Annotated in this window: 15 protein-coding genes; 13 read left to right on the forward strand and 2 right to left on the reverse strand. The window is 62.6% G+C overall.

All coding sequences use genetic code 11. The features are described 5' to 3' along the window. The first annotated feature begins 23 nt into the window (after window positions 1-23). On the forward strand, window positions 24-1,505 hold the full coding sequence (locus OO306_RS07815; protein ID WP_265968247.1) for a PLP-dependent aminotransferase family protein: 1,482 nt from the start codon (window positions 24-26) through the stop codon (window positions 1,503-1,505). A 6-nt stretch (window positions 1,506-1,511) separates the two neighbouring features. Here the strand turns inward: OO306_RS07815 and OO306_RS07820 are convergent, their stop codons facing one another. Both OO306_RS07820 and OO306_RS07825 read right to left on the reverse strand, forming a co-directional pair. Then, on the reverse strand, window positions 1,512-2,549 hold the full coding sequence (locus OO306_RS07820; protein WP_265968248.1) for a formylglycine-generating enzyme family protein: 1,038 nt from the start codon (window positions 2,547-2,549) through the stop codon (window positions 1,512-1,514). Beyond that, window positions 2,546-4,210: an arylsulfatase gene (locus OO306_RS07825; protein ID WP_265968249.1), complete on the reverse strand. Its 1,665-nt coding sequence runs from the start codon at window positions 4,208-4,210 to the stop codon at window positions 2,546-2,548. The genes OO306_RS07820 and OO306_RS07825 overlap by 4 nt, the downstream gene beginning before the upstream one ends. Before the next feature lie 283 nt (window positions 4,211-4,493). Between OO306_RS07825 and OO306_RS07830 the strand changes: the two genes are divergently transcribed. The 12 genes from OO306_RS07830 (at window position 4,494) to OO306_RS07885 (ending at window position 19,361) form a co-directional block, all read left to right on the forward strand. Next, window positions 4,494-5,885 (forward strand): alginate export family protein, encoded by a 1,392-nt coding sequence (locus tag OO306_RS07830; RefSeq protein ID WP_265968250.1) that lies wholly within the window; start codon window positions 4,494-4,496, stop codon window positions 5,883-5,885. 32 nt (window positions 5,886-5,917) lie between these two features. Continuing rightward, the gene (mhpT, locus tag OO306_RS07835; RefSeq protein WP_099429657.1) at window positions 5,918-7,150 is read left to right on the forward strand and encodes a 3-(3-hydroxy-phenyl)propionate transporter MhpT; all 1,233 of its coding nucleotides are present in this window, start codon (window positions 5,918-5,920) and stop codon (window positions 7,148-7,150) included. Then, entirely contained in the window at window positions 7,147-7,686 is a 540-nt protein-coding gene (locus tag OO306_RS07840) for a DUF3237 domain-containing protein (RefSeq protein WP_033694340.1), read from the forward strand. Before mhpT ends, OO306_RS07840 begins: the two co-directional genes overlap by 4 nt. 89 nt (window positions 7,687-7,775) lie before the next feature. Further along, window positions 7,776-8,606 carry a p-hydroxycinnamoyl CoA hydratase/lyase gene (locus tag OO306_RS07845; RefSeq protein WP_033698578.1) on the forward strand — a complete coding sequence of 277 codons (831 nt, stop codon included), beginning with the start codon at window positions 7,776-7,778 and terminating at the stop codon, window positions 8,604-8,606. A gap of 47 nt (window positions 8,607-8,653) precedes the next feature. After that, window positions 8,654-10,102 (forward strand): aldehyde dehydrogenase, encoded by a 1,449-nt coding sequence (locus OO306_RS07850; RefSeq protein ID WP_265968251.1) that lies wholly within the window; start codon window positions 8,654-8,656, stop codon window positions 10,100-10,102. Window positions 10,103-10,182: 80 nt separating this feature from the next. Further along, window positions 10,183-12,042: a feruloyl-CoA synthase gene (locus OO306_RS07855; protein WP_265968252.1), complete on the forward strand. Its 1,860-nt coding sequence runs from the start codon at window positions 10,183-10,185 to the stop codon at window positions 12,040-12,042. Next, the gene (locus tag OO306_RS07860) at window positions 12,039-13,286 is read left to right on the forward strand and encodes a thiolase family protein (RefSeq protein WP_265968254.1); all 1,248 of its coding nucleotides are present in this window, start codon (window positions 12,039-12,041) and stop codon (window positions 13,284-13,286) included. Before OO306_RS07855 ends, OO306_RS07860 begins: the two co-directional genes overlap by 4 nt. A gap of 13 nt (window positions 13,287-13,299) precedes the next feature. After that, the gene (locus OO306_RS07865) at window positions 13,300-15,048 is read left to right on the forward strand and encodes an acyl-CoA dehydrogenase (protein ID WP_265968255.1); all 1,749 of its coding nucleotides are present in this window, start codon (window positions 13,300-13,302) and stop codon (window positions 15,046-15,048) included. A gap of 330 nt (window positions 15,049-15,378) precedes the next feature. Then, the gene (locus OO306_RS07870; RefSeq protein WP_265968256.1) at window positions 15,379-16,398 is read left to right on the forward strand and encodes a hypothetical protein; all 1,020 of its coding nucleotides are present in this window, start codon (window positions 15,379-15,381) and stop codon (window positions 16,396-16,398) included. A gap of 106 nt (window positions 16,399-16,504) precedes the next feature. Then, complete coding sequence (locus OO306_RS07875; protein ID WP_265968257.1) at window positions 16,505-18,010, forward strand: hypothetical protein; 1,506 nt, start codon at window positions 16,505-16,507, stop codon at window positions 18,008-18,010. A 604-nt stretch (window positions 18,011-18,614) separates the two neighbouring features. Then, window positions 18,615-18,860, forward strand: a complete 246-nt coding sequence (locus OO306_RS07880; protein ID WP_265968258.1) for a hypothetical protein — start codon at window positions 18,615-18,617, stop codon at window positions 18,858-18,860. A 231-nt stretch (window positions 18,861-19,091) separates the two neighbouring features. Further along, window positions 19,092-19,361, forward strand: a complete 270-nt coding sequence (locus OO306_RS07885) for a DUF3077 domain-containing protein (protein ID WP_265968259.1) — start codon at window positions 19,092-19,094, stop codon at window positions 19,359-19,361. Window positions 19,362-19,551 lie beyond the last annotated feature (190 nt).

The following is a 19,551-nucleotide window of genomic DNA, read 5'->3' on the forward strand; positions in this document are numbered from 1 at the left end:
ACCTCCAGTTCTGGATAATTCACATGGTCCAGCTTCGCAAATGGCGGCCGCTGCTCAAGCTCGACGGGGCTCAGCCGCAGGCTTCGTACAGAAAGATCGTCGAGGGCCTGGTGACCGCGATCGTCGAGGGCCGCCTGCGCCCCGGCACGCTGTTGCCCGGCACGCGGGAAATGGCGCAACTGCTTGATGTCAACCGCAAGACGGTGATCCTCGCTTACGAAGAGGCGGTTACCAAAGGCTGGCTGGAGAGCGTGCAACGCCGTGGCACCTTCGTCAGCACCCGGCTCGCTGCCGGCACGCTGGCCGCCCACAGCACGCCGCCGTCATTTGCCCTGGCGCTGCACGAGGCGCCTGCCGTTCCCTACTTCACCAACAGCGAGCAGGTGACGGCGCTGCAACATCGGCCTGGCGCGCTGTTTTTCGATAACGGCGCCTGTGACCATCGCCTGTTGCCCCAGGCCGTGCTGCATCGGTATTACCGCAAGGCCTTGCGCAACAGTTTCACCACCAACACCGTGCGCCATGACTGCGAAAGCAGCAGCCAGTACCTGCGCAGTGCATTGGCCGACATGCTGCGCCACAACCGCAGCCTGAACGTGGGGGCCGAGCATATTTGCCTGACCCAAGGCGTGCAGATGTCGCTGTACCTCACGGCCAGCGCTTTGCTCAAGCCGGGTGACGTGGTGCTGGTCGAGCGCCTGAGCTACCCGCCGGCGTGGGAGATTTTCCGCCAGCTGGGCGCGCGGTTGGTCACCGTTGACCTGGACGAGGAAGGCTGCCGGGTCGATCAGATCGACGCGCTGTGCCGGGTGCACGACGTGCGCATGATGTACCTCACCCCTCATCACCAGTTCCCAACCACGGTCAGCCTGCATGCGGCACGCCGGCAGCAACTGCTGGAGTTGGCGCGGCTGCATGATTTTTGCGTGATCGAAGAAGACTACGACCATGAGTACCACTTTGCCGGGCGCCCTTATCTGCCGCTGGCCAGTGACCGTTCGCAACGCCACGTGATCTACATCGGCTCGTTGTCCAAGTCGTTGGGCAGTACCTTCCGTTGCAGCTTTATCGTGGCGCCACCGAATGTGATCGAGGTGCTTGAGCGCACAGCGGTGCTGACCCTGGGGCAGGGCGATGCGGTGATGCAACGGATGTTGGCCGACCTGATCAATGACGGCGAACTGAAAAAGCACCTACGCCGGGTGTCCACGGAGTATCGGCGGCGACGGGAAACCTTGTTGAGTGGCCTGCGCGATGCCTTTGGCGAGCAGATAACGGTGCAGGAGCCGGAAGGCGGGTTGGCGCTTTGGGTGAAGTTTGCCGACACCCTCGACGTCGACCAGTTAGCGGCCAACGCGCTGGAGCTGGACCTGGTGGTGCGTGGCGGCGGCCAGTTTTCACCGTTTGGCCACCGCGAGAACGCCTTGCGGCTGGGGTTTGCCTCGTTGGATGTGGATGAAATCCGCCTTGCCACCCAGCGGCTGGCGCAGGCTGCAGCGCTATAGGCAGCTTCACTCGCCCTCTGCTTGCCGCACCGTCCGAAACCCGACATGAGACGTGGCCAGGTACACCGTCTGCGGTTGCCGTGCCGAAGGCCGATAGCGCATGCACGCATCCGCCGAGCACAGGTGTGACCCGCCTTTGATCACCGCCACTGGTGTGCCGGGTTGGGCAGGGTCGTAGCTGTCGTCCAGCGCCGGGCCTTGTGGGTCGAGTGTGGCATCGCGGGCCTGATCATGCCCAGGGCGATAGCCGCTGCGGGTCAACTCCCAGACATTGCCCCCCGCGTCGAACACGCCAAAGCCATTGGCCACGAAGCAGCCGACGGGGGAGGTGCCCGTGAAACCATCAAGCGCTTGATTGTGATAGGGGAACTGGCCCTGCCAGGTATTGGCCATGGGTTTGCCTGTGGGCTGCTCGGTAGCGCCCCAACTGAAATCCGCATCCTGCAGGCCACCGCGCATGGCGTATTCCAGCTGGGCCTCGGTGGGCAGTGTGCGGCCGGCCCATTGGGCGTAAGCCTGGGCATCGCGCAGGGTCACTTGCACGACCGGGTGGTTTGCCCGCTCACGCCAATGGCTATCGGGCCCCAGGGGGTGGCGCCAGCTCGCCCCGGCAACGAACTGCCAGCCCGGCCGTAATACCTCGGCACCCTGTTTGAACACCATCCCCCCCGGCACCCGCAGCGTGCCGGGCAGGTCAGGGGCCGCTTGCGCGTCGATGCCCTGTTCAGCCTGGGTCACGTAGCCGGTGGCCTGCACGAAGCGGGCGAACTGGGCATTGGTGACCGGGTGCACGTCGATCCAGAAGGCCGAAACCTTGGCCGGGTGCGGTGGGCCTTCTTCACTGTAAAAGCGGCTTGAGCCGAAGCTGAAGGTGCCACCGGGCAGCCGCACCATGCCGTCGCGCCACGGCCCCTCGCGGGGCGCGGGTACACCGCTGTAACCGCTGCACAGCAGCGCCGGTGCAGGGGCTGCGGGCCATGCCGCATAGGCGGCGGCAAGCACGCCGAGGGCGAGTGCCGCGCCCCCGAGCAGCCGGGGTGTCATGGCTTGCTGACCAGCGCGGGGGAAACAGGCTGGCCCTCGGTCGTGATAACGATGTTGTTGCGCTGGGCGTAGCTTTTCCAGTCGCGCAGCAGTTCGGCCACTTGCTGGGGCTGTTGTGCGCCCAGGTCATGGTGCTCGCCTGGGTCCTTGCTCAAATCGAACAAGCGCCACGCCGGTGCAGCGTCGGTGGTGTCGAACAGCAGTTTGAGGTTGCCCTTGCGCAGTGAGGCGTTCCCGTTGATTTCCCAGCCCATGGCCTCGTCGCGGGGGTGGATCTGCGTGTCCCGGCCTTCAAGGTAAGCCAGGGCCGAGGTGCCTTGCGGTGGCACGATGTCACGGTCGCGGTACTTGATGCCAGGCAGTGAAGCACCGGCCAGTTGCAGCAAGGTCGGCATGATGTCGCGCACGCTGGCCAGTTCTTCGCTGCGCCCGGGTTTTATCGTGGCCGGGTAGTGGACGAAGGCCGGTACGCGGATGCCACCCTGGTAGGTGGTCATCTTGTAGCGGCGGCTGGGCAGGGCGCTGACCTGGGCCCATGCCGAGCCGATCATCAGGAACGAATCAGGCCGGCCGTAGTTGTCCAGGCGGTTATCGAAATTGCGTTTGATCCATTCCGGATCGACGCGGTTGGCGTTTTCCGGGCCATTGTCAGACATGAACAACACCAGGGTGTTGTCCAGCTCGCCGGTTTCACGCAGGTGGTCCACCAGGCGGCCCACCTCGGCGTCCAGTGCTGCCACCATCGCGGCATACACCTCCATGGTGCGTGCTGACTGTTGCCGTTGCTCCGGGGTCAGCGACGCCCAGCTGGGCACACCTTCGAGTTGTGGCTCCATCGGGAAGTCCGCAGGCACCAGCCCGGCCTTGCGCTGGCGCTGCAGCCGCTCGCGCGCGATCTGTTCGTAGCCTTGGTCATAGCGGCCACGGTACTGCGCCAGGTACGCGTCGGGCGCTTGCAGCGGCCAGTGCGGTGCGGTGTAGGCGGCGAACGCGAAGAAGGGCTTTTGGCTTGCCTTGCCCTGGTCGATGACGTCGATCAGGCGGTCAGTGAACCAGCGGGTCGAGTAGAAGTCGTTGGGCAGTTCCACCGGCTCGCCGTTGTGGCGGAAGCTCCAGCTGTAGTTGGGCAGCAGGCCCATGTTGGTTTGCTTGAAGTGCGCCGCACCGCCTTCCAGCAACACGTACGCCTGGTCGAAGCCGCGGTTTTGCGGCTGCTGCGCGGGCGTCATGCCCAGGTGCCATTTGCCAGCGATGTAGGTGCGATAACCGGCATCGCGCAACAACTCGGCGAGCGTGGCCACATTGGCGCCCAGCACCCCTTCATACCCCGGTTGCACCTCGCTGCCCGCCGGCAGGCGCCCACGCGACTCGGCCATCATGCCGACCCCGGACAGGTGCGGGTCGTTGCCGGACATCAGCATGGCGCGGGTGGGCGAGCAGCTGGGTGAGGCATGGAAGTCGAGCATCAGGCGCCCGTCGGCCAGCAGCTTGTCCAGGTGCGGGGTCGCAATCTCGCTGCCCAGCGCAGACAGGTCGGAAAACCCCAGGTCATCCGCGACCACGAGCAAAATGTTGGGTTGTTTAACGGTTGGCGCGGCGAACGCTTGGCTGGCGCCGAGCAGCAGCAGGCTGAAAGCGAGCAAGGGCTTGGAGGGGATCATGGTTTTCTCTTTATTATTGTGGGTTGGGTGCACTACATGATTTTTTTATTTAATTATCTTGTCAAGTAATGAAGGCCGGCGACGACCCTGGCTGAAACGCTTCTGTCCGGGTTCATTCAGGCAATCCGCCTAAATAGCGGGTTTAAAAACTGTTCGATCAGCGAACAGTGATCGCGCCCCGTTGTATGCGATAAGCGCTGACGGCTATTGACGCCATCATCGTTAAACAAAATAATCGTTAACAGAGTTATCCATTTTCACAACAACAAGAAAGGATATTCTGATGACGAAGCCGCTGACGGGGGCATGTCTGTCCCTGGCGCTGTTATCAATCGCCCAGCTTTCACAAGCGGCGAGCCCCCTGGAAGACAGCCGCCCAGGGCGGCCTGGCGCGCCGCGCTGGGTCGAGGATTACCGCTTTCTGGATGACCCAGGTAAAGCCCGCGATCCTTTCGATGGCCTGCGTTACCATCGCCTGTCCGAAAGCGCATGGCTGCAACTGGGCGCGGAAGCGCGCTATCGCGCCGATTCACTGGACAAACCCTTCTTCGGCCTGCGCGGGATCAAAGACGACTCCTACCTGATGCAGCGCCTGCAAGCCCATGCCGACCTGCACCTGTTCGACGATGCGCTGCGTGCCTTTGTGCAAGTCGAGAACACCCGCGCGTTCGGCAAGGACCTGTACTCACCCAACGACGAAAGCCGCAACGAAGTGCGCCAGGCCTTTATCGACCTGAACCATGACATTGACGGCGGGCGTTACACGGCCCGTGTCGGCCGCCAGGAGATGGCGTTCGGCAACCAGGTGTTCGTCACCTACCGCGACTCCCCCAACATCCGCCAGACCTTCGACGGCCTGCGCACCAGCCTCAACCTCAAGGACGGGCGCAAGCTCGATGCCTTTGCGGTACGGCCGGTGAAGACCGGCGAGGACAGCTGGGATGACGGCAGTAACAACGGGGTCAAGTTCTATGGCCTGTACGGCACCCTGCCGTTGACCCAGGCCTGGAACATTGACCTGTTCGCCTTTGGCCTGGAAACCGACGACCGCGCCCTGGCGGGTGAAACCGGTGATGAACAGCGCTACACGTTCGGCACCCGCCTGTTCGGCCGCTACCAAGCCCTGGACTGGAGTTGGGACTTGGCCGGCCAAAATGGGCACTTGGGCAACGCCTCCATTCGTGCCTGGGCGGTGTCCAGCGACACCGGCTACACCTTCAACCACCCCTGGGCCCCACGCCTGGCCATGCGCCTGGATGCGGCCAGCGGTGACGGCGACCTGGGCGATGGCAAAGTCGGTACCTTCGACCCGTTGTACCCGCGCAACGGCGTGTACGGCGAGGCCAGCCTGACCACCTTGAGCAACATCCTCGTCATTGGCCCGACCTTTGGCTTTTCACCCTGGCGCACCCTGCGTTTCGAACCCGGTATCTTCGAGGTGTGGAAGCAGAACACCCATGACGGCGTATACATGCCCGGCATGAGCATCCTCGCCAACACCCGCGACACCGGCCGACACGTGGGCACCATTTACCGCGTCAATACCCGCTGGTTGGCGACGCCTAACCTGACGCTCGACCTGGACCTGAAGTACTACGACATCGGCGCCGCCATCCGCGATGCCGGGGGCGACGACGCCTCGCTGGTGTCGGTACGTGCGACCTTCAGGCTCTGACTCCTATTCGCATAACAACAAGAGGGCTGCACATGAGTGGTTCAATCGCACAATCGCACCGGCCGGTACTGACGATCGGCCTGTGTTTTCTCGTCGCGCTGCTCGAAGGGCTCGACCTGCAAGCCACCGGCATTGCCGCGCCCCACATGGCCAAGGAATTCGCCTTGACCCCCGCCATGCTGGGTTGGGTGTTCAGTGCCGGCTTGCTCGGCCTGTTGCCAGGCGCCTTCGTCGGCGGCTGGCTGGCGGACCGCATGGGGCGTAAACGCATCCTGATCCTGGCCGTGTTGCTGTTCGGGGGGTTCTCGTTGGCCACCGCGCATGCCTGGGACTACCCATCGCTGCTGGTGGCGCGGCTGATGACCGGGCTGGGGCTGGGCGCGGCGCTGCCGATCCTTATCGCCATGGCCAGTGAAGCCGCCCACGAGCGCCTGCGCAGCACGGCGGTCAGCCTGACTTACTGCGGCGTGCCGCTGGGTGGCGCCATCGCGTCGGTGATTGGCATGGCGGGCCTGGGCGAGGGCTGGCGCACGGTGTTCTACGTGGGCGGTTTTGCGCCCATTGCGATTGCCTTTGTGCTGATGGTCTGGCTGCCGGAGTCCCAAGCGTTTCGCGCCCAGGCCGCCGCCAGCGGCACGCAGAACGGGCTGGCTGCGCAACTGTTCGGCCCCGGCCGGGCGAGCCGCACGCTGTTGCTGTGGCTGGCATGCTTCTTCACCCTGACCGTGCTGTACATGCTGCTGAACTGGCTGCCCTCGCTGCTGATCGGCCAGGGCTATTCGCGGCCGCAGGCCGGCGCGGTGCAAATCCTGTTCAACCTGGGCGGCGCGGCGGGGTCATTCCTGACCGGGCGCATGATGGACCGTGGGCACGCTGGGCGTGCGGTGTTGATCGCCTACGCCGGCATGCTCGCCTCCCTGGCGGGGCTGGGCCTGTCCACCACCTTCGGTTTGATCCTGTTGGCCGGTTTTACCGCCGGCTATTGCGCCATCGGCGGCCAGTTGGTGCTGTATGCACTGGCCCCCACGCTGTACCCGACACACGTGCGTGCCACGGGGGTGGGCGCGTCGGTGGCCGTGGGCCGGCTGGGGTCGATGGCCGGGCCCTTGGCGGCAGGGCAGATTCTCGCCGCTGGCGCCGGGGTAGGGGGCTTGTTGCTGGCGGCCTCGCCGGGCCTGGTGGTAGCGGCTGTGGCGGCGATGGCGCTGCTGGGGCGGCGTGCACCGCCCACCGAGGCTGCGGCTTCGCAAGGGGTGGCGCCATGAGCCTGCGTAAAGGGCTTATCGCCCTGTGCTTGAGCAGCTGCGCCGCACTGGCCCAGGCCGCGAGCTATGAACCGCCGCCGCTCAAGCTCGAGCCGCTGGCGCGCTTCAGCGTTGACCTGGTGGCACCAATCTGGGAATTGGGCGCCACCAGCGGACAAGGCAAACGGCGAATCATCCCCATCACGGGTGGGCATTTCGAAGGCCCCCGGCTCAAGGGCACCATCCTCAACAATGGCGCGGACTGGCAGGTGGTTACCCCCGAGGGCGTCGCCATCATAGACACCCGTTACCTGCTGCAGACCGACGACGGCGCGTTGATCTACCTGCGTACCGAGGGCTATCGCTTCGGCCCGCCCGAGGTGATGAAAAAAGTCGCTGCCGGCGAGGATGTCGACCCCAGCCTGTACCAGTTCCGCATCACGATGCACTTTGAAACCTCGGCCCCTCAGTACGCCTGGCTCAACCGCACGGTGGGCGTCGGCAGTGCCATGCGCCTGGGCAATGCCGTCGTCTACGACGCCTTCGAAGTTAAATAGATAATTTTGTTAATGGTTAATTGACTTAACTAAATGGCCGGGCTAATGTTCGGCCAACCACAACGAACAATCAGTACAAGAGGTGTGTGATGGGCCAATACGACAACCGCTGGCAGACCGTGAAAGTCACCGTCGAGCAAGGCATCGCCTGGGTCAGCTTCAACCGTCCTGAAAAGCGCAATGCCATGAGCCCTACGCTCAACCGTGAAATGCGCGATGTGCTGGAAACCGTCGAGCAGGACGCCGACGCCCGTGTGCTGGTATTGACCGGCGAAGGCAGCGCCTGGACCGCCGGCATGGACCTCAAGGAGTACTTCCGCGAGGTGGACGCCGGCCCGGAGATTCTTCAAGAGCGCATCCGCCGCGATGCCTCGGAATGGCAGTGGAAGCTGCTGCGCTTCTACAGCAAGCCAACCATCGCCATGGTCAACGGCTGGTGCTTCGGCGGCGGCTTCAGCCCGCTGGTCGCCTGCGACTTGGCCATCTGCGCCGATGAGGCCACCTTCGGCCTGTCTGAAATCAACTGGGGCATCCCACCGGGCAACCTGGTCAGCAAAGCCATGGCCGACACCGTGGGCCACCGTGAATCGCTGTACTACATCATGACCGGCAAGACCTTCGACGGGCAGAAAGCCGCGCAAATGGGCCTGGTCAACAAAAGCGTGCCGTTGGCGCAACTGCGCGATGAAGTGGTACTGCTGGCCCAGGACCTGCTGGACAAGAACCCGGTGGTGCTGCGCGCCGCCAAAAACGGCTTCAAGCGCTGCCGCGAGTTGACCTGGGAGCAGAACGAAGACTACCTGTACGCCAAGCTCGACCAGGCGCAACTGCGTGACCCCGAGCACGGGCGTGCGCAGGGCTTGAAGCAGTTCCTTGACGACAAGAGCATCAAGCCTGGCCTGCAAGCCTACAAGCGCTGAGTGATCTTGGCGTTCATTCCCGAATAATCAGAAAAGAGGAATGCCCGATGTTCGAGGTGCCATTGTTAATTGGCGGTAAGGCCCGTGCGGCCAGCGACGGCGGCACGTTCGAGCGTCGCCATCCGGTCAGCGGCGAGGTGGTGTCGGTGGTGGCTGCGGCCACCCTGGCCGACGCCGATGCGGCGGTCGAAGCGGCCCAGGCGGCGTTCCCCGCGTGGGCTGCGCTGGGGCCAGGCGAGCGCCGCGCGCGCTTGCTGAAGGCGGCCGATGCGCTGGACGCCCGGCGTGACGAATTCCTGGCCATGGCCGGGGAAACGGGGGCGAAGGCCAATTGGTACGGCTTCAACGTGATGCTGGCGGCCAACATCCTGCGTGAAGCAGCGTCGATGACCACCCAGATCCAGGGCAGCGTCATCCCCTCCGACGTGCCCGGCAGCTTTGCCATGGCCCTGCGTCAACCTTGCGGCGTGGTGCTGGGCATCGCGCCGTGGAATGCACCGGTGATTCTGGCCACACGCGCCATCGCCATGCCCTTGGCGTGCGGTAACACCGTGGTACTCAAGGCCTCCGAAGCCAGCCCGGCGGTACATGGCCTGATCGGCCAGGTGTTGCAGGCGGCCGGTTTGGGGGATGGCGTGGTCAACGTGATCAGCAACGCCCCGCACGATGCGCCGGCGGTGGTCGAGCGGCTGATCGCGCACCCAGCGGTGCGCCGGGTGAATTTCACCGGGTCTACCCATGTAGGGCGCATCGTTGGGCAATTGGCGGCGCGTCACTTGAAGCCTGCAGTGCTCGAACTGGGCGGCAAGGCGCCGTTCCTGGTGCTGGCCGATGCCGACCTGGATGCCGCGGTCGATGCCGCAGCGTTTGGCGCCTACTTCAACCAGGGCCAGATCTGCATGTCCACCGAGCGGCTGATCGTCGACCAGGCCGTGGCCGATGCATTCGTCGCCAAGCTCGGTGAAAAAGTCCGCAGCTTGCGCGCAGCGGACCCTGCACAAACCGATGCGCCGCTGGGTTCATTGATCGATGCCGGGGCCGGTGAGCGCATACAGGTGCTGGTTGATGACGCTGTCAGCAAGGGCGCGACCCTGGTGGCGGGCGGTGAGCGCACGGGCAGCGTTATGCAGCCGGTGCTGCTCGACCAGGTCAATGCCGACATGAAGCTGTACCGCGAAGAGTCGTTCGGCCCCGTCGCGGTGGTGCTGCGCGCCAGCGGTGACGAAGCGCTGCTGGCCCTGGCCAACGACTCCGAGTTTGGCCTGAGCGCGGCGATTTTCAGCCGTGACACCCAGCGCGCCCTGGCCCTTGCCCAGCGCCTGGAGTCGGGCATCTGCCATATCAATGGCCCGACCGTGCATGACGAGGCGCAGATGCCTTTTGGCGGGGTCAAGGCCAGTGGTTACGGCAGCTTCGGCAGCACGGCGGCGATCGACGCCTTTACCCAGCTGCGCTGGGTTACCGTGCAGCAAGGCGCCCGGCACTACCCGATCTAACCCACGCACTCACAACAACAATAGCGAATGCACCCGCGGGCCTCTCGGCCCTCGGGCGCACTAAGGCAGAGGTAGCCTTCATGGTCTGCGAAACCCTCTCCGTTGCCCAGCGTGCGCCCTTGCGCGCCGTCAAGATCGGGCAGCCTCAGGTACAGGTGCGCCAGCAAGGCGACATCCTCTACCTGGACCCTGTGGAACCCCTTGCTGCTTACCCGGCACGGCTGATGGAGCGCTTGCTGCATTGGGCCGAACAGCGTGGCGAGCAAACGTTCGTCGCCCGCCGTGGTGCCGATGGCGAGTGGCAGCACATTACTTACGCCGCCATGTTGCAGCGTGTTCGATGCATCGCCACCTGGTTGCTGGATCAAGGCCTGAGCGCCGAACGCCCGCTGGTGATCCTCTCGGGCAACGACCTTGAGCATGTGCAACTGGCCTCGGCCGCGCTGTATGCCGGCATCCCGTATTGCCCGGTATCGCCGGCCTATTCACTGCTGTCCCAAGATTTTGGCAAGCTGCGCCATATCGTCCAGACCCTGCAACCGGGCCTGGTGTTCGCGGCCGACGCCGCCTATGGCAGAGCCATTGATGCGGTGTTCGAGCCCTCGGTGACACTGGTGCTGGGCGAGGGCGAACTGCCAGGCCGGGCGAGCACGCCGTTCGCCGAGGTGCTGGCCACCGCCGCACACCCTTGCGCCGACCAAGCGTTTGCCGCGTTGCGCCCACACAGCCTGGCCAAGTTCCTGTTCACGTCCGGCTCCACCAAGCTGCCCAAGGCTGTGGTCACCACTCAAGGCATGCTCTGCGCCAACCAGCAGATGCTGTTGCAGACCTTTCCGGAGTTCGCCGAAGTGCCACCGGTGCTGGTCGACTGGCTGCCGTGGAACCACACCTTTGGCGGCAGCCATAATGTGGGCATCGTGCTGTACAACGGCGGCACGCTGTATATCGACGATGGCAAGCCGACGCCGCAAGGCTTTGCCCAGACGCTGCACAACCTCAAGGACATTTCCCCCACGGCGTACCTGACCGTGCCCAAGGGCTGGGAAGAACTGGTCAAGGCGCTGGAGCAGGACAGCAGCCTGTGCGAACGTTTTTTCCAACGCATGAAGCTGTTCTTTTTTGCCGGCGCCGGGTTGTCACAGGCCATCTGGGACCGGCTTGACGCGGTGGCCGTGGCCCATTGTGGCGAACGCATCCGCATGATGGCGGGGTTGGGCATGACCGAGACCTCGCCGTCGTGCACGTTCACCACGGGGCCGCTGTCGGTCGCCGGCTACATCGGCCTGCCGGCCCCGGGCTGCGAGGTCAAGCTGGTGCCGGTGGACGGCAAACTCGAAGCGAGGTTTCGCGGGCCGCATGTGATGCCGGGGTACTGGCGCTCATCCCAGCAAACCGAAGCGGCGTTCGACGACGAAGGGTTCTACCGCAGCGGTGATGCCGTGCGCCTGTGCGACCCCGACAACCCGCAGCTTGGGCTGATGTTCGACGGGCGTATTGCCGAGGACTTCAAGTTGTCCTCCGGGGTGTTCGTCAGCGTCGGGCCCATGCGCACCCAGGTGATCCTGCAGGGTGCCCCTTATGTGCTGGACGTCGTGGTACTGGGCCCTGACCGCGAATGCCTGGGCTTGCTGATCTTCCCGCGGTTGCCAGAGTGCCGGCAGTTGGCCGGGCTTGGCGACCAGGCCAGTGACGCCCAAGTGCTGGCATCGCCTGCCGTGCGGGACTGGCTGTCGAGCCTGTTGGCTAGCCTCAACCGAGGCGCCACGGGCAACGCCAGCTTTATCCAGTTCGCGGGCCTGGCCGACGAAGCGCCGTCCATCGACCGCGGCGAGATCACCGACAAAGGCTCGATCAACCAGCGTGCGGTCCTGCAACTGCGCCAGGGCCTGATCGACAGCTTGTACGCCGGGCAGGGGCCGTTACGTGTAGACGCGCCATGACGGCCCGGGGGCAATTCCGCGCGTTTGCGGCGACCGCGTTGCTCGATGGTATCCGCACGCCGTGGGTCGATCTCAATGGTGCATTCGGGTTGGTCTCGCCGACCGACCTGGGCATCAAGGCCGGCCGCGCAGTGTTGCAGCGCGCTGGGCTGGAGGGGCGCGACGTCGACAGCGTACTGGCCGGCTCCATGGCCCAGGCTGACTTCGACGCCTACATGCTGCCCCGGCATATCGGGCTGTACTGTGGCGTCGACCAGGCAGTACCCGCGCTGATGGTGCAACGCATCTGCGCGACCGGTTTTGAACTGCTGCGCCAGGCGGGTGAGCAAATCCAGGCGGGGGAGGCGGGCACGGTGTTGTGTGTGGCGGCCGAGTCGATGTCGCGCAATCCGATCGTGGCCTACACCCACCGTGGCGGTTTTCGCTTGGGCGGCGAAGTCGGCTTCAAGGACTTTCTCTGGGAAGCCCTGTTCGACCCCGCTGTTGGCATCAGCATGATCCAGACCGCTGAGAACATCGCCCGGCACTGTCACATCCCCCGGGCTGCCGTAGACGCCTGGGCGGCCCAGAGCTTCGCGCGGGCCATGGCTGCGCGGGCGCGAGGGTGGTTTGCCGACGAGTGCGTCAGTGTTGGCAATGAAGTGTTCGAAGCGCCCGGCTTGCTGCCACGCGGCATTCGCCTGCCGCGTGGCGTTGAAGCCGTCTCCGAAGACAGCCACCCGCGCGCGACCGCGTTCGAGCGTTTGCAGCAACTGCCCCCGATTTACCCGCAGGGGGTGCAAACCGCGGGCAATAGCTGTGCGGTGGTGGATGGCGCAGCGGCGGTGCTGATGTGTTCGGCAGACCAGCTGGCTGGGCGCATGCCGATGGCCTGGTTGCGGGCCAGCAGTGTGGTGGGCGTGGCGCCTGAGGTGATGGGGCTGGGCCCGGTGCCGGCCATCCGTTTGCTGCTGGAGCGTGCAGGCCTGGCGCTGGACGCCATCGCCTGCTTTGAAATCAACGAAGCCCAGGGCGCGCAGATTGTAGCGGTGCAGCAATCGTTGGGCATCGCGCCGGAACGGCTTAATACCTGTGGCGGCGCTATCGCCCTTGGCCACCCGCTGGCCGCAACCGGCCTGCGCCTGGTGATCAGCGTTGCGCGGCAATTGCGCGCCAGTGGCCAGCGCTATGGCGTGGTATCGGCCTGCGTCGGCGGTGGCCAGGGCATGGCCTTGCTGTTGGAAAACCCACTGGCCAAGACCTGAAAAGGAGGTTCACGTGTCTACCTATCGCGCTCCGCTGCAAGACATCCGTTTCGTGATCGATCACTGGCTGCAAGCGCCGGCGGCCTGGGCTGAATCCGAGCGGTTCCCCGGCGTCGACAGCGCGTTGGCTCACCAACTGTTGGAGGAGGGCGCGCGCTTTGCAGAACACCAGTTGCTGCCGTTGAACATGAGTGGCGACCGCGAAGGCTGTAGCTTCCACGCCGGCAAAGTGACCACCCCGAAAGGTTTCCGCCAGGCCTACCAGCGTTACGTGGAGGGCGGCTGGCCAGGGTTGACCTGCGCAGTGGAGCACGGCGGCCAGGGCCTGCCGCTGCTGCTCGGCGCGGCGCTGCACGAAGTGATCTACGCCTGTAACCATGGCTGGGCCATGTACAGCGGCATCGCCCATGGCGCCTACGAGTGCCTGCGCACGTTTGGCTCTGCCGAGCTGCGCCAGGCCTGGCTGGGCAAGATCGTCAGCGGTGAATGCCTGCCCACCATGTGCCTGACCGAACCCCAGGCCGGCAGCGATGTGGGGCTGCTACGCACGCAGGCGCGGTTGGATGAAGCGGGGGCTTATCGGCTGACGGGCAACAAAGTGTTCATTTCGGGGGGCGAGCACGACCTCACCGACAATGTCGTGCATCTGGTGCTGGCCCGGCTGCCCGATGCGCCTGCGGGCAGCCGCGGGCTGTCGTTGTTCCTGGTCCCCAAATTGACTGAGCACGGCCAGCCCAACGGCGTTCATTGCACTGGCATCGAACACAAGATGGGCATTCACGCCAGCGCCACTTGCAGCCTCAGCTTTGACCAGGCTCAAGGCTGGCTCATCGGCGAGCCCCATTGCGGCTTGGCTGCGTTGTTCGTGATGATGAACAGTGCCCGTACCTACGTTGGGCTGCAGGGCTTGGCCCACGCCGAAAGCGCCGGGCAGCGTGCCATGGCCTATGCACAGGCGCGTGTGCAAATGCGTGCGGTGGTGCGCCCTGAAGGTGCTCAAGCTGCCGCAGCGGACCCGGTGGCCTTCCACCCGGCCGTGCGTCAGGTGTTGTGGCAGTCTCGGGCGCTGACCGAAGGCATGCGCGCCATCGGCTATTGGAGTGCCCATCTGCTCGACCTTGCCGAGCAGTCGCAAGGGGCGGCCCGTCACACCCTGGAGGCCCGCATCGGCTTGCTCACGCCCGTGGTCAAAGCCTTTTTCACCGAGCAAGGGTTCCAGCTGGCCAGTGACGCGTTGCAGGTGTTTGGCGGTTACGGCTACGTCACCGAATCGGGCATTGAGCAGACCGTGCGCGACAGCCGCGTGGCCATGATCTACGAGGGCACCAACGAGATCCAGGCCAACGACCTGCTCGTGCGCAAGGTGTTGGGCGACCGTGGCGAGGCGCTGGAAGCGCTGCTCGACTACGTGCTGGAAGATGCGGACTTGGCGAGTGACGCCGAAGGCAGGCGTTGGGCGCAGCAGTTGCACGTAGCCAGTGACGGATTGCGCGCTTGGGTGCGTGGGCTTGTGCGGCATGATGACAGGGAATATGCCTACCGGGCAGCGGGTGACTTCCTAAAAGCGTTAGCGATGGTGTTGCTCGGCCATGCCTGGGCCCGGGCGGCACGCTTGGCGTTGATGCAAGAGGAGCAACCGTTCTACCGGCGCAAACGCCAAACGGCGGCGTACTTCTTTGACCACCTGTGGTTGCGTTTTGAGTACCGTTTGCAGTGCCTACAAATGGCCGAACTACCGCTGCCGTTTGTGGATGAGCTGTAACAGGCTTACGCATTGTAGGAGCAGCCTTGTGCTGCGAAGAGGCCCGTGACCAAACCGGGAATCTTCAGGGCTGCTACCGGCCTCTTCGCAGCACAAGGCTGCTCCTACCAGGACCCCGCATGACTGGAGGGTGAGGCAGGGTGAGCGAGTTTCTCGGTGCTTTATAAGGAGCGCAGCTCATAGTCGATTCGCGTCAACCTATCATTTTTACCAGTAGACGATCATCACTATCCAGTGTGTCATTCAAGGGCGTGCGAAGCGCACAGTGGAGTGCATTATCTCTTGAGAAATGGAGGTTAATAGATGCGTGTACATTGTGTAGGGTTGATAATGCTGGCGATGATCGGGCCTGTACAGGCATGGCCTGAGCTCAATAGATACGGTAAGGAAATAGAGAAAAAAGTTACATTGCGCTATCAAGCTTATGTAGAGTCCTGTCCGAATAATCGCCCGGCTTACGAATGCTCCGGTTTATTGATAAGAGGTGTGGGCGATCCGCGTGGAAAGCATTTTAACGCGTGGGATCCCGCCCGAAAGGGAGCAACGCACGATACCTCGTTTAGTTACGTGCGCATCGGTATATCCTTTGAACGGTTAGCGTTTGCATACACCAATGGTTATATTGTCTCACCGCCAGGTCAAGAACAACCGGGTCAATTGAAGTTACAGCCAACCTGCGTCTATCCCGTTGATGGTGCCTCGGACAAACGCTCAGACAAGGGTTGTGGAGCGTATGAGGACAAGAAAGACAGCAGTGCGCCATGTGTGGTGTCGAGTGACATTGTTAAAGATGCCAAGGCCTGGTTTGAGGCTCATTCGCCCATTGAAGATAAGGCCTACGACAAGCGGTGCGCATTTTCCCTTAAGGGGCCAAATGTAACGGAGGCGTTCATGACGGCACTGGCGGTCGTTGAGCGGGCGTCCGAAAAGACCACCGTGCCTAATGACTTCAAGGTGACCTCGTGGACGGCTCAAACAGCCGCAGCGCTTCCCGTTGAAGCTTTTTTCTATAATGTGAAGGATAGGGCAATTGGGCTGCCCATTGCACAATTTAATCAGTGCCGATTCAACCGCGTGACGGGGCGTAAGGTTCCTATTCTGCGTAGGATGATACTCCAGGTAAATCTCGAGCCCTTCGAGGACAGGATCGAAAAGGTTAACCCACTGTTGGCTGAAGTGTACCCAGCGCTTAAGAACATGGCCTATGAACATGGCACGTTGAGGGCGGCAGTCAAAAGCATCGCGCCTAGGGCTGAAGGTTTAACGGCGTATAATTCCTTTTCTTACTATTCGGAAGATCAAGTAGATGATCAGCGCTGCAGCGAGGTGCTGAGTGCTGCAGCGGGTTGACGGTGTGCTGACGCTGTGAACGCAGTGGAGCTGCTCGTAAAAAGTTTAGGTGGTGACTGTTTCTTAGGTGGCGAAATCCTTCTTGTGCCAAAGGTGATAGCTTAATATGGACAATCAATCTGCAGAAAATAACCCGCGCTTCCTTCTTTTTAATAGTGCAGTAGGTAACGTGCGCTTGGAGTTTGCGAGCCAACAATCACTCGCCGTTGGCAGCGATGGGCCGCTCACCACGCTGTTTCAAGACGCTGAGCCTAAGGACATGCCAGATTACCTTGCTGCTGGCTACAGTGGCACGCTGGACCTTGCCAAGCGCCAATTCAGTGAAGCCTGCGCGCCCACCTTCAAGGGTACGAAGCAAACGGCCACCTCCCTGCACATCTACTCGGCGGCCGGCCAGTTGCTCAGCTTCGACGACATTACGGGTACTACCACAACGTTCACGTACGACACCAATCACCGCGTCGTCGGTTCAGCCAGTTCGGCATGCCAGACAACCAGCACCTACAACGACGAAGGCCAACTCACTCAGGAAACCATCAAGGATGTCTGCAGCGGCGCCTTGATCACGGTGAGTTACGCCTATGACCCGTCAGGCAATGAAACTACGCGCACCTTCAGTGGCGACGGCTTTCCTACGCTGAGCCTTGAGCGAACGTTGCTTAGTGATGGGCGGCTGAAGCAGTCTGTGCTAAAGGTCGATGACAAGGAGTACCGCAGCGACCATTACACGTACGACAGCGATGAGCGTCTGCATAAATGGTACTGCACGGGCGAGAATGCGCCTGTCAGCAGCAGCAACAAAGCCTATACCGAGCAGATATTTACGTACGACACCGATGGCAACGTTGTGTCGCGCAGCCACAAGTCGAGCAAGGGGCCAGGTGTTTCTACGTACGGCTATGACCCAGACCGCCCAGGTGCACTGATCTCATCGAACGGCGACCCGCAAGTCAACGATCAACGCGGCCGCACCTTGAAACGCAGCAATCGCAAGCTCGGCTATCACGCGAATGGACAGATCAAGTCATACAGCAGCCAGGCTGGGGGGGAGGGCGCGGATTACCAGTTTGCCTATGACATTCAGGGGCGGATCAGGGAAGTGGTGCTAGGTGAGCAGCGGGAGGTGTATCACTACCGGGAAGGGTCGATCTACGCCGTTCAACAATTGGGCGAGCACTTTACCGGCCAGGCAGCGAAACGGCGGATGGTGCTGCTCAATAACAGCCCCTCGTGCTTTTTGCAGCAAATCACAGAGGCCACTGATGACGTGTGGGACTCAACGACCTGCACGTTCGAACTGCGTGATGCTGCGGGCACCGTGTTCGCCAGCCTCAAGCACGGCCAATCTACCGCCCCGGTCTATTTCAGCTACCTGCCCTATGGGTTTCGTGTTCGCGACTTAGCATCAACCACCTGGCTGGGTTTTAAAGGCGAACCGCTTAACCCTTTGAGCTTTTACCACTTGGGCAATGGCGATCGTTTGTACGATGGGCAGCTGCACCGCTATCAGGTGCCTGCGGGTGCAGGTTTGCTTGCTACTCAAAATGGCTCGCCGTACGTGTACTGCAACGGCGACCCGGTGAATGAGCCGAAGCAGGCGCCGACGAGCTAAAGTTGAACATCCACTCCGAGTGATCAAGCGACAGCGCGGTACAGGTGGCTGCGGCCCCAGCACTAAAGCACAGCTACTGCGTTGCCTGGTCTGGCCTCATCGCGGGTTAACCCGCTCCCACAAAGTTGTTTGATTCTCGCGGCATACGCATTCCAGTGTAGGAGCAGCCTTGTGCTGCGAAGAGGCCCGTGACCCAACCGGGAATCTTCAGTGCTGCCACCGGCCTCTTCGCAGCACAAGGCTGCTCCTACCCAGACCGCGCATGACCGCTGCGAAGAGGCCCAGCTGTAAAACTCGGAGAGAGATCATCAGATTTAACCCCTTCCTTGTAGGGCATTTCCCAAACATACTCCTGCCGCCTTTTTTCCGTTGCGGCTGTTCAGGCAGCGCTCTAGTCTCGGCGTGTCGTTGCACATCAACGACACGGCTTTGACAGGCCGCGACGGTAATCATGCATACGGTTCGTCCTTTATGGCAGCTGTACGTGTGGGCACGCTTGCGTGCGCCGGAGCTTCGTGATTCCGCCGGTCTGTCAACCCACGTACAGCTGCCACCCTTCTGTTTGACAGCAGGCGGGTGGTTGCCACTTAGAAGGAATCATAGGATGTTGAAGATAGTCCCCGATCCACCCCACAACCACCATTCCCTCGAAGACACCCTCATCCAGGCAGCGGACTACGCCCTGTGCGCACAGTCCGTGGCAAATCAGGCCATTCTCCTACAGCCCAAATCACCCGTGTCGATCTTGATGATGGCGACGATGCATGAGCTGGAGTCACTGCGTGTGCTGCTGGAGTCGGCGTTGATCCAGGTGCAGGTGCCAGCGCATCAGCCACGGACTCAGCACTAAAGTACAGCTAACGCGTTGTTTGATCCTCGCGTCTTACGCCTTCCAGTGTAGGAGCAGCCTTGTGCTGCGAAGAGGCCGGTGACCAAACCGGGAATCTTCAGGGCTGCCACCGGCCTCTTCGCAGCACAAGGCTGCTCCTACACTGAAACGCGCATGACCGGAGGGTGAGGCAGGGGGAGTGGGCTTGCACTGCGAAGAGGCCCGGCTGTAAAACTTCGAAGAGAGTGAACAATGACCACGGATACGACAAAAACCAAAACCACGGTCGGCAAGACCAAGTTCTACCAGGGCGAAAAAAAGACCCAGCCGCTGTTCTGCATCGAGCCCGGCATCCCTTGCCAAGACGCCCGTGAGCAAGCCTCAGAACTGATGGGCGTTGTGCGAGACCTGACCATCGCCGGCGTAATGGACGACAACCCCCAGCTGATCTGGGCCTCACATTATCTAAGCGCCTTGGCCAAGGCGCTGATGGATGATGCCGAATTGGGGATGACGCGCTAGTTGGCCTTGGCGAACGTTTAAGCCGTCACGACAGCTGATAGGCGGGCTTCCAGCGCATCACGACCGGGCAATGCGGTCGATAACAATAGAACCGTTAAGACCTCCCCAGTGTGACTTCCCTAGGCCGCACCTGGCATTTTTGTCAGGTGACGGGTTTTCGGAATAGGAGGACAGTGTTCCCACGAGTCAC

It is taken from the genome of Pseudomonas sp. DCB_AW, assembly GCF_026240895.1.
Lineage (GTDB): Bacteria > Pseudomonadota > Gammaproteobacteria > Pseudomonadales > Pseudomonadaceae > Aquipseudomonas > Aquipseudomonas kermanshahensis.

What these genes read in the sequence shown, in the direction of transcription:
- OO306_RS07855 (WP_265968252.1), top strand. Translation starts at nt 10,183, where the DNA reads ATGGTCTGCGAAACCCTCTCCGTTGCCCAGCGTGCGCCCTTGCGCGCC.
- mhpT (WP_099429657.1), top strand. Translation starts at nt 5,918, where the DNA reads ATGAGTGGTTCAATCGCACAATCGCACCGGCCGGTACTGACGATCGGC.
- OO306_RS07820 (WP_265968248.1), bottom strand. Translation starts at nt 2,549, where the DNA reads ATGACACCCCGGCTGCTCGGGGGCGCGGCACTCGCCCTCGGCGTGCTT.
- OO306_RS07875 (WP_265968257.1), top strand. Translation starts at nt 16,505, where the DNA reads ATGGACAATCAATCTGCAGAAAATAACCCGCGCTTCCTTCTTTTTAAT.
- OO306_RS07840 (WP_033694340.1), top strand. Translation starts at nt 7,147, where the DNA reads ATGAGCCTGCGTAAAGGGCTTATCGCCCTGTGCTTGAGCAGCTGCGCC.
- OO306_RS07830 (WP_265968250.1), top strand. Translation starts at nt 4,494, where the DNA reads ATGACGAAGCCGCTGACGGGGGCATGTCTGTCCCTGGCGCTGTTATCA.
- OO306_RS07870 (WP_265968256.1), top strand. Translation starts at nt 15,379, where the DNA reads ATGCTGGCGATGATCGGGCCTGTACAGGCATGGCCTGAGCTCAATAGA.
- OO306_RS07880 (WP_265968258.1), top strand. Translation starts at nt 18,615, where the DNA reads ATGTTGAAGATAGTCCCCGATCCACCCCACAACCACCATTCCCTCGAA.
- OO306_RS07845 (WP_033698578.1), top strand. Translation starts at nt 7,776, where the DNA reads ATGGGCCAATACGACAACCGCTGGCAGACCGTGAAAGTCACCGTCGAG.
- OO306_RS07885 (WP_265968259.1), top strand. Translation starts at nt 19,092, where the DNA reads ATGACCACGGATACGACAAAAACCAAAACCACGGTCGGCAAGACCAAG.
- OO306_RS07850 (WP_265968251.1), top strand. Translation starts at nt 8,654, where the DNA reads ATGTTCGAGGTGCCATTGTTAATTGGCGGTAAGGCCCGTGCGGCCAGC.
- OO306_RS07825 (WP_265968249.1), bottom strand. Translation starts at nt 4,210, where the DNA reads ATGATCCCCTCCAAGCCCTTGCTCGCTTTCAGCCTGCTGCTGCTCGGC.
- OO306_RS07860 (WP_265968254.1), top strand. Translation starts at nt 12,039, where the DNA reads ATGACGGCCCGGGGGCAATTCCGCGCGTTTGCGGCGACCGCGTTGCTC.
- OO306_RS07815 (WP_265968247.1), top strand. Translation starts at nt 24, where the DNA reads ATGGTCCAGCTTCGCAAATGGCGGCCGCTGCTCAAGCTCGACGGGGCT.